We start from the raw sequence: 6,762 nt of genomic DNA, 5'->3' as shown, positions 1-6,762 counted from the left end.
CGGCCAGACCCTGCTCGATTCGCACAGCCCTCTGGTGGTGTCCACCGCCGTCGGGTCGCTGCTGGTGTTGGCTGCGGTAGTCAGCACGCCCGTGGTGAGCCAACTCCTGGGCAGCACGCCCCTTGGACCCGTCGGCTGGGCTCAGGCACTCGGAACAGCCGCAGTCGCCACCGCGGCTGCTGCGGTCGTGCCGCGGCTCCTCACCAGGGGCTCGTCGGAAGATGCCGCCGTGCCCTCGACGATGTGCACCACGCCCGCGCGCCAGAGCAGCGCGTACAGCTCCCGCAATGGCAGGACGAGCACTCGCGAAACGGCGTCGGTCAACGGGTCCGAGCCGAATACGCCCTCACGTGACATACCCCCGACTGTGCGGAAGGCATTCGTCCAGACATCGAATACGACATGACCGGAAGGCGACCAATGGCAAACAATTCGGGTCCCAAGACCAATTCGGGTCCCAAAACGACCCACCGAAACGCGGTCGAACGCATCCGCGAGGCCGAGAGCTTCGCGATGGATCTTCCCGTGGTCGGCCGAGTCCATGTACCACGTCCGGAGCAGCTCGCGTTCTACGGTGCGCTGGCGGCCCTGGCCGTCGCGGAGGTCATCGAGTGGCCGGTCGCGCTGGTTCTCTGCGCGGGCCACGCGCTGGCGCAGAACCAGCACAGCCGGATGGCGCACGAGCTCGGCGAAGCGCTCGAGGAAGCCTGACACCGCCGGCGCGCTAGTGTGCCAGCATGATCCGGCGCTGGGGCCCCGGTTGGCTGGTGGTGTTGTCTGGGGCCGTGGTCGCGGTCAGCGGTTGGCTGCCGTGGTTGACGACCCACGTCGGCGGCGGCGGGCACGCCAGCGCGATCGGCGGGACGTTCGGCAGCCTGGTGTTGCCGCCGCGATTCGGTGCGGGGCAGCTGATTGTGTTGCTCGCCTCGGCGTTGATCGTGGCGGGTGCGATGACCGCGCGGGGCCTGGCGGCCCGGCTCGCGGCGGTCGCGGCGCTGCTCATTTCGGCGCTGCTCGCACTGCTGACGGTGTGGTACTACCACCTCAACGTCAAGCCGCCCGTCGCGGCGGGCTACGGCCTCTACATCGGAGCGGCCGGAGTGGTCGGGGCCGTGGTGTTTTCGATCTGGGCCGTGATCGCGTCCCTGGTGGCGGCCCGCTCGGTGGCGCAGGTGGCGCATTGAGCCGGTTCGTCGAGCCCGTGGTCTTGGCGGGTCGTCAGTTCGTCCGGCTGGAGCCGCTGACCGACGGCGACGTGGCCGGGATCGCGGCCGCGGCCGCCGACGGCGACCCCGGCCGGCTGTGGTTCACGATGGCGCCGTCGCCCGGGACCGCCGGCGACTGGGTGCGACGGATGCTTGCACTGCAGCCGGCCGGTGGGCTGACGTTCGTGGTTCGCCGGCTGGACGGACAGGTGATCGGCTCATCGAGCTATCTCAACGTCGACGCCGACAACCGCAGGCTGGAGATCGGGGCGACCTGGTACGCGGAATCCGCCCGCCGCAGCGGGGTGAACGCGGAGTGCAAGCTGCTGATGCTCGGGCACGCGTTCGACACGCTCGGATGCGTTGCGGTGGAGTTTCGCACCCACTTCTTCAACCACACCAGCCGCGCGGCCATCGAACGGCTCGGCGCCAAGCTCGACGGCATCCTGCGCAGCCATCAACTGCTGCCCGACGGGTCGCGGCGCGACACCGTCGTGTACTCGATCCTCGACATCGAATGGCCGGCGGTGCGCACCAGCCTCGAGTTCCGGCTCGGGCGTCGCTGATCCGCACGCTCACCGCTCAGCACCCTTGTAGGTGAAGTTCTTCAACGCGGCGCGCACGGCGGGGCTGCGCCTGCCCGCCGTCAGCTCCAGAAGCGCCGCCTCGGCGGTCATGCCGACCCACAGCTGGGCGCTCTCCAGCGGATGGGGCCATTTCATCGCCGTGAAGTCGGCCCGTAGCACCTTGGCAGTGCTGGCGTTTCGGGCCCCGATCTCATCGGCGATCACCCGGTCGGCGCGCGCCTCGAGCAGCAGCGCGCGGACACCTCGGTTGCGCAGGCACCCGTCCAGATACGTGTTGGCCGCTACGGCCAGGCGTTCGCGGCCGGGTCTGAGGCCTTCGGTGGCTTCCTCGATTTCCGTGAGCAGCCTGTCGTGGAACTCGCGGTGCAATGCCAGCACATAGCTTGCGCGGTCGCCGAAGTGGTGAAAGAACGTTCCCTTGGACACGCCCGCTTCCTCGACGAGCAGGTTGATGGACAGCCCGCTCAACCCGGTCCGCTCCGCGAGGCGCAGCCCCGCGTCGATCAACGACATCCGGGTGCGGGCGGCGGCGGCCTGTCTGGTGCCCATGTGCTGCAGCGTAAGACCCCCTGGCCGCCAACCCCGGCAACGCGCTAGAGTTGACCGACCGACCGGTCAATGAAATGGAGGCGACTTTGCCGACGCTCACAGCCCGCACCGGAGAGATCGCGTACACCGACGCCGGGACCGGCCGGCCGATTGTGCTCCTGCATGCCACCCTGCACGACCGCCACGACTTCGACGCGGTCGTCGACCGGCTCGCGCGCACCCACCGCGTCATCGCGGTGGACTGGCCGGGCCATGGTGAATCGGGGCCCGCCGCCGGCATCACCGGGCCGCTGCTGGCCGACGTGCTCGAGGACGTCGTCGACGCGTTGGGGCTCACGGAACTTGTCCTGATCGGCAATTCGGTCGGCGGCTCGGCAGCGGCCCGGCTCGCTATCACGCGCCCCGCGCTCGTGGCCGGCCTGGTGCTGGTCAACACCGGCGGCTTCGTCCCCAACACGGTGTTCACCAGGGCGTTCTGCCGGCTCATGGGCACGCCCAGGCTGACCCGCCTGATCATGCCGTGGTTCGTGCGGGCCTACCTGCGCGCCCGGACGCCGGGCGACAGGCGCATCGCCGAGCGGGCGAGGGCGCGCGCCCGCACCGATGCCGGCGTGGCCACGGCCGCGTCGCTGTGGCGGAGCTTCGCGACACCGGAGTACGACCTGCGCGGGGACGCACACCGCATCGTCGCCCCGACGCTGATTGTCTGGGGCGATCGCGATCCCTCGCTGTCGCTGCGGATGGGCCGGGCCACGCACGGCGCCATCCCCGGCTCGGGGCTGGCGGTGCTGCACACCGGGCACGTCGTGTTCTCCTCCGACCCGCAGGGCTTCCTTGCGTTCGTGGAGCCGTTCCTGCAGCGCGTCGACGCCGCATCCGCAGAGCGTTGCCGAGGGTGGCGGGGACGATACTGACCGTGTGACCACCCGCGCCGGCGCCCGCCAGCGGCGGGTGCTCGCGGTCGCGATTCTCGCCTCTTTCGTGGCGTTCCTCGACGGGTCGGTCGTGAATCTGGCCCTGCCGGCGATTGGCCGTGACCTCGGCGGCGGCCTGACGCTGCAGCAGTGGATCGTCGACTCCTATCTGCTGACGCTCGGGGCGCTGATCCTGCTTGCCGGCTCGATCTCGGATGTGTTCGGCCGGGTGCCGGTGCTTCGCTTCGGCCTCATCGCGTTCGGCGCGGGATCGGTGGTGGCGGCCGCCTCCCCGTCGGCTGCGGTGCTGATCGTCGGTCGCCTGGTTCAGGGCCTCGGCGCGGCGTTTCTGGTGCCCAGTTCGCTGGCTTTGATCAACTCGACGTTCGGCCGCGACGAGCAACCCAGGGCCATCGGGACGTGGACCGCGTGGACCGGCACCGCGTTCGTGCTGGGTCCGCTGCTGGGCGGTTTGGCCGTGGACTTGCTGAGCTGGCGATGGATATTCGTGCTGTCGGCGATCCCGACCGTGATCACGTTCGTGTTGTCGGTCGGGCTGGCCGGTGGGGACCGCCGCACCGATCGGGTGCGGATCGACATCACGGGGGCTGTGCTGGCCGCCGCCGGCCTGGCCGGAACCGTCTACGCGCTGATCGAACTGCAGCGGCTGGGTTTCCGGCACCCCGCGGTCGCCTCCGCGCTGACACTCGGGTTGATCAGTTTGGCCCTGTTCGTGGCCTGCGAGTTCCGCTCGCCGCATCCGATGGTGCCGATGCACCTGTTCGCGATCCGCAATTTCGGTGTGGGCAACCTGGCGACGCTGTTCATCTACGCGGGTGTGTCCATGGGCATGCTGATCGTCGCGCTGTTCACCCAGGAGGTGGCCGGGTTCTCGGCGACCGAGGCGGGGCTGGCGACGCTGCCGCTGCCCGTCCTGTCGTTCCTGCTCGCGAGCCGCGTCGGCGCGCTCTCCGCCAGGTTCGGCCCGCACGCCTTCATGGCCGTGGGTCCGCTTCTCGCCTGCGTCGGCTTCCTGCTGCTGCGGCCGGAGAAGGGGGCGTTCGACTTCGGGACGCAGCTGCTGCCGGGGCTGGTGGTCCTTGGGCTGGGCATGACGATCGCCGTGACACCGCTGACCTCGGCGATTCTCGCGGCCGTCGACCAGTCGCAAAGCGGCATCGGCTCGGCGATCAACAACGCGGTGTCGCGGATCGCCGGGCTCATCGCGGTCGCGTCCGCCGGGGTGATCGCCCGGGGCGCGATGAACTACGACAGCTTCCGTCGGATCGCGCTGGTCACCGCGGCGCTGTTTCTGGTCGGCGGGCTGGTCTCGGCCGTGGGCATCCGCAACCCCGAGGATCGACCGGAACCCGTTGCGCCCGAGGACCTGGCGCGGTGCCGCGATCGGATCACCGCGCCGCCCGGCGGGTGAGCCGCGAAGAGGGTTCAGGCCGCGAGGTCGACCGGGTAGACGCGATGGGCGCCGCGAAACCCCTTCAACGCCACCTCCCGTCCTTCGCCGAAAGCCACTTCCTCGCCGACGGCCTCGCGCACGGTCTCGCTCACGAGGATCTCGCCGCCGTCGGCCTCGGCGGCCACCCGCGCGGCCATCGCGACGTTGCGTCCGAACAGGTCGTCGCCGCGCCGCACCGACTTGCCCATGTGGATGCCCATCCGAACCCGGATGTTTCCGTCTCGCGCTCTGCTTGCGCCGCCGGACAGCGCCTGCTGCACGTCGATGGCGCACCCGACGGCCTGGTCGGGACGCGCGAACGCGACCATGAATCCGTCACCCTGGCTCTTGACCACGTGGCCGGAGTGCTCGTCGACGAGCCTGCGGACCAGCTTGTCGTGACGGTCGATCAGCCTCACCCAGGCACGGTCGCCGATGCGCTCGTTCAACGCGGTCGAGTCCTCGATGTCGGAGAACAGGATCGCGACGTTGCCGTCCGGCGCCAGCCGCGCCAGGTCCGGTCGTTCGACCTCGGCCCAGTCCGCCAGCTCCTCGATCGAGCTCCGTACCGCCGCGCCGAACCCCTGCGTGCGCACCAGGTTTGCGGTCTGCCAGACGGTCTTGACCGCCTCGCGACCGCCCGAGATGAGCCGCTGCCGCCCGTCGACCCGGCGCCGCAGGTCGGCCGCCTCCCGTCGGCTTCGGCGCAGTAGCACCCACAGGATGATCAGGCCGACGGCCTCGGCGCCGGCCGCCGCCGCGACCGTCCACAGAACGACGTCGCTCATATCAGCCGCCGAGGAGCAGGTACAGACCTGTGAAGGTGCAACCGACCATGATGAGCATCATCGTCAATCGTCCGGTGAGCTGGTGGCCCCGGGGTAGCAGTCGCAGCGCCCGGTCGTGCGCGGCAATGACCGCGGTGATGTGTCCGGGTCGACAGGACGTAGGCCACCTGCTGATTGCCGACGCCGAGCCGCCGGCACCAGGATTTTTGCGAAAGATCCGTAATGCTGACCATCAACAGTGTTGCGGCCCGATCATTTTCGCTGGCGTCAACGGAAGCGCTGAGCGAGACTGCGTGAAGTCGGAGATTTCGAGAGGGCTGGTCGGATGAACGAAGACCTGGGGCATTTCCTGGCCACGCGGATGGCCCAGCTCGCCCGCGAGGTGGCTGCGCCCCGGAGCGCCGAGGAAGTTTTGGAGACGGTCACTTCGGCGGCACGAGAACTGATCCCGGGTGTGACCGAGGCAGCGGTGTTGCTGATCTCCAGGGGCGGCAAATTCGAGACCCATGCCGGGACTTCGGCTCTGGCGCAGCGACTGGACTTGCTGCAGGAGACGTTCGGTGAAGGCCCGTGCCTGGAGGCCGCTGTCGACGAGCTGATCGTGAGGACGGAGGATTTCGAGAAGGAGCCGCGGTGGCCGCGCTACTCCCGTGCGGTCTTCGATCTCGGGATACGCAGCGCGCTGTCGTTCAAGCTGTACACCAGCGCGCAGACCGCCGGCGCGCTGAACCTGTTCTCGGATACGGCAAACGTGTTCACCTCCCAGGCCGAGGCGATCGGTTCGGTGCTGGCCGCTCACGCGGCCGCGGCCATCCTGGCCAGCCGACACGGCGAGCAGCTGGAGTCGGCGCTGGCCAGCCGTGATCTCATCGGCCAGGCGAAGGGCATCATCATGCAGGTCTACAAAGTCGACGCGATCCGGGCGTTCGAGATGATGCGACGGCTCTCGCAGGACAGCAACACCCGGCTGGTCGAGATCGCCCAGCGCGTGGTCGACAGCCGCGACGAATAGTCGTCACGCGCCGACCGCGACCGCCCGGTTGGCCAGGCGGCGCTCGTGGGCGTCATCCACCCCGGTCACGAGCGGAAAGCCTGCAGCCGGGTCGCGCACTCCGCTGATCAGATGGATGCCACCAGCATGCCCGGGACCGTGAGCTCCGGTGGTCTTCTGGAAGAAGCTCAGGGCACGGGGTCCAGACGCACCCGGAACATGCTCGGCCAGCACTTGCCGGTCAGTACGAACTCCGGGCCGTCGACATGTGCGAT

Annotated in this window: 9 protein-coding genes and 1 pseudogene; 6 read left to right on the top strand and 4 right to left on the bottom strand. The window is 69.4% G+C overall.

Annotation, left to right across the window (positions count from 1 at the left end):
- Nucleotides 1-141 precede the first annotated feature (141 nt).
- Nucleotides 142-357 carry an Rv1535 domain-containing protein gene (locus VKG81_RS08950; RefSeq protein ID WP_324395572.1) on the bottom strand — a complete coding sequence of 72 codons (216 nt, stop codon included), beginning with the start codon at nucleotides 355-357 and terminating at the stop codon, nucleotides 142-144.
- Nucleotides 358-420: 63 nt separating this feature from the next.
- On the opposite strand from VKG81_RS08950, the gene VKG81_RS08945 reads away from it, so the two are divergent.
- From VKG81_RS08945 to VKG81_RS08935, 3 genes are read left to right on the top strand one after another with little or no spacing between them, the layout of a single operon-like run.
- Nucleotides 421-711: a hypothetical protein gene (locus tag VKG81_RS08945; RefSeq protein WP_324395571.1), complete on the top strand. Its 291-nt coding sequence runs from the start codon at nucleotides 421-423 to the stop codon at nucleotides 709-711.
- A 26-nt stretch (nucleotides 712-737) separates the two neighbouring features.
- On the top strand, nucleotides 738-1,184 hold the full coding sequence (locus VKG81_RS08940; protein ID WP_324395570.1) for a hypothetical protein: 447 nt from the start codon (nucleotides 738-740) through the stop codon (nucleotides 1,182-1,184).
- On the top strand, nucleotides 1,181-1,771 hold the full coding sequence (locus tag VKG81_RS08935; RefSeq protein WP_324395569.1) for a GNAT family protein: 591 nt from the start codon (nucleotides 1,181-1,183) through the stop codon (nucleotides 1,769-1,771). The genes VKG81_RS08940 and VKG81_RS08935 overlap by 4 nt, the downstream gene beginning before the upstream one ends.
- A 9-nt stretch (nucleotides 1,772-1,780) precedes the next feature.
- Here the strand turns inward: VKG81_RS08935 and VKG81_RS08930 are convergent, their stop codons facing one another.
- Entirely contained in the window at nucleotides 1,781-2,341 is a 561-nt protein-coding gene (locus VKG81_RS08930) for a TetR/AcrR family transcriptional regulator (protein ID WP_324395568.1), read from the bottom strand.
- A gap of 86 nt (nucleotides 2,342-2,427) precedes the next feature.
- Here VKG81_RS08930 and VKG81_RS08925 point away from each other — a divergent pair, with 86 nt between their 5' ends.
- Nucleotides 2,428-3,255: an alpha/beta hydrolase gene (locus VKG81_RS08925; RefSeq protein WP_324395567.1), complete on the top strand. Its 828-nt coding sequence runs from the start codon at nucleotides 2,428-2,430 to the stop codon at nucleotides 3,253-3,255.
- A 4-nt stretch (nucleotides 3,256-3,259) separates the two neighbouring features.
- Nucleotides 3,260-4,687 carry an MFS transporter gene (locus VKG81_RS08920; RefSeq protein WP_324395566.1) on the top strand — a complete coding sequence of 476 codons (1,428 nt, stop codon included), beginning with the start codon at nucleotides 3,260-3,262 and terminating at the stop codon, nucleotides 4,685-4,687.
- Between the two features lie 14 nt (nucleotides 4,688-4,701).
- On the opposite strand, the gene VKG81_RS08915 is transcribed toward VKG81_RS08920, so the two are convergent.
- Nucleotides 4,702-5,496, bottom strand: a complete 795-nt coding sequence (locus VKG81_RS08915; protein WP_324395565.1) for an adenylate/guanylate cyclase domain-containing protein — start codon at nucleotides 5,494-5,496, stop codon at nucleotides 4,702-4,704.
- Between the two features lie 325 nt (nucleotides 5,497-5,821).
- Here VKG81_RS08915 and VKG81_RS08910 point away from each other — a divergent pair, with 325 nt between their 5' ends.
- Entirely contained in the window at nucleotides 5,822-6,508 is a 687-nt protein-coding gene (locus tag VKG81_RS08910; RefSeq protein ID WP_324395564.1) for a GAF and ANTAR domain-containing protein, read from the top strand.
- A 3-nt stretch (nucleotides 6,509-6,511) separates the two neighbouring features.
- Here VKG81_RS08910 and VKG81_RS21505 read toward each other — a convergent pair.
- Nucleotides 6,512-6,762 (bottom strand): annotated as a pseudogene (locus VKG81_RS21505) (hypothetical protein); the annotation flags it as partial.

Source organism: Mycobacterium sp., from assembly GCF_035314905.1.
Classification (GTDB): domain Bacteria; phylum Actinomycetota; class Actinomycetes; order Mycobacteriales; family Mycobacteriaceae; genus Mycobacterium.
The sequence above is the reverse complement of the archived record's forward strand: the minus strand, read 5'-3'. Positions and strand labels throughout refer to the sequence as shown.

Bases quoted from the DNA above. Each gene is read 5' to 3' on its own strand.
- VKG81_RS08950 (WP_324395572.1), bottom strand. From the start codon at position 357: ATGTCACGTGAGGGCGTATTCGGCTCGGACCCGTTGACCGACGCCGTT.
- VKG81_RS08915 (WP_324395565.1), bottom strand. From the start codon at position 5,496: ATGAGCGACGTCGTTCTGTGGACGGTCGCGGCGGCGGCCGGCGCCGAG.
- VKG81_RS08930 (WP_324395568.1), bottom strand. From the start codon at position 2,341: ATGGGCACCAGACAGGCCGCCGCCGCCCGCACCCGGATGTCGTTGATC.
- VKG81_RS08910 (WP_324395564.1), top strand. From the start codon at position 5,822: ATGAACGAAGACCTGGGGCATTTCCTGGCCACGCGGATGGCCCAGCTC.
- VKG81_RS08945 (WP_324395571.1), top strand. From the start codon at position 421: ATGGCAAACAATTCGGGTCCCAAGACCAATTCGGGTCCCAAAACGACC.
- VKG81_RS08940 (WP_324395570.1), top strand. From the start codon at position 738: ATGATCCGGCGCTGGGGCCCCGGTTGGCTGGTGGTGTTGTCTGGGGCC.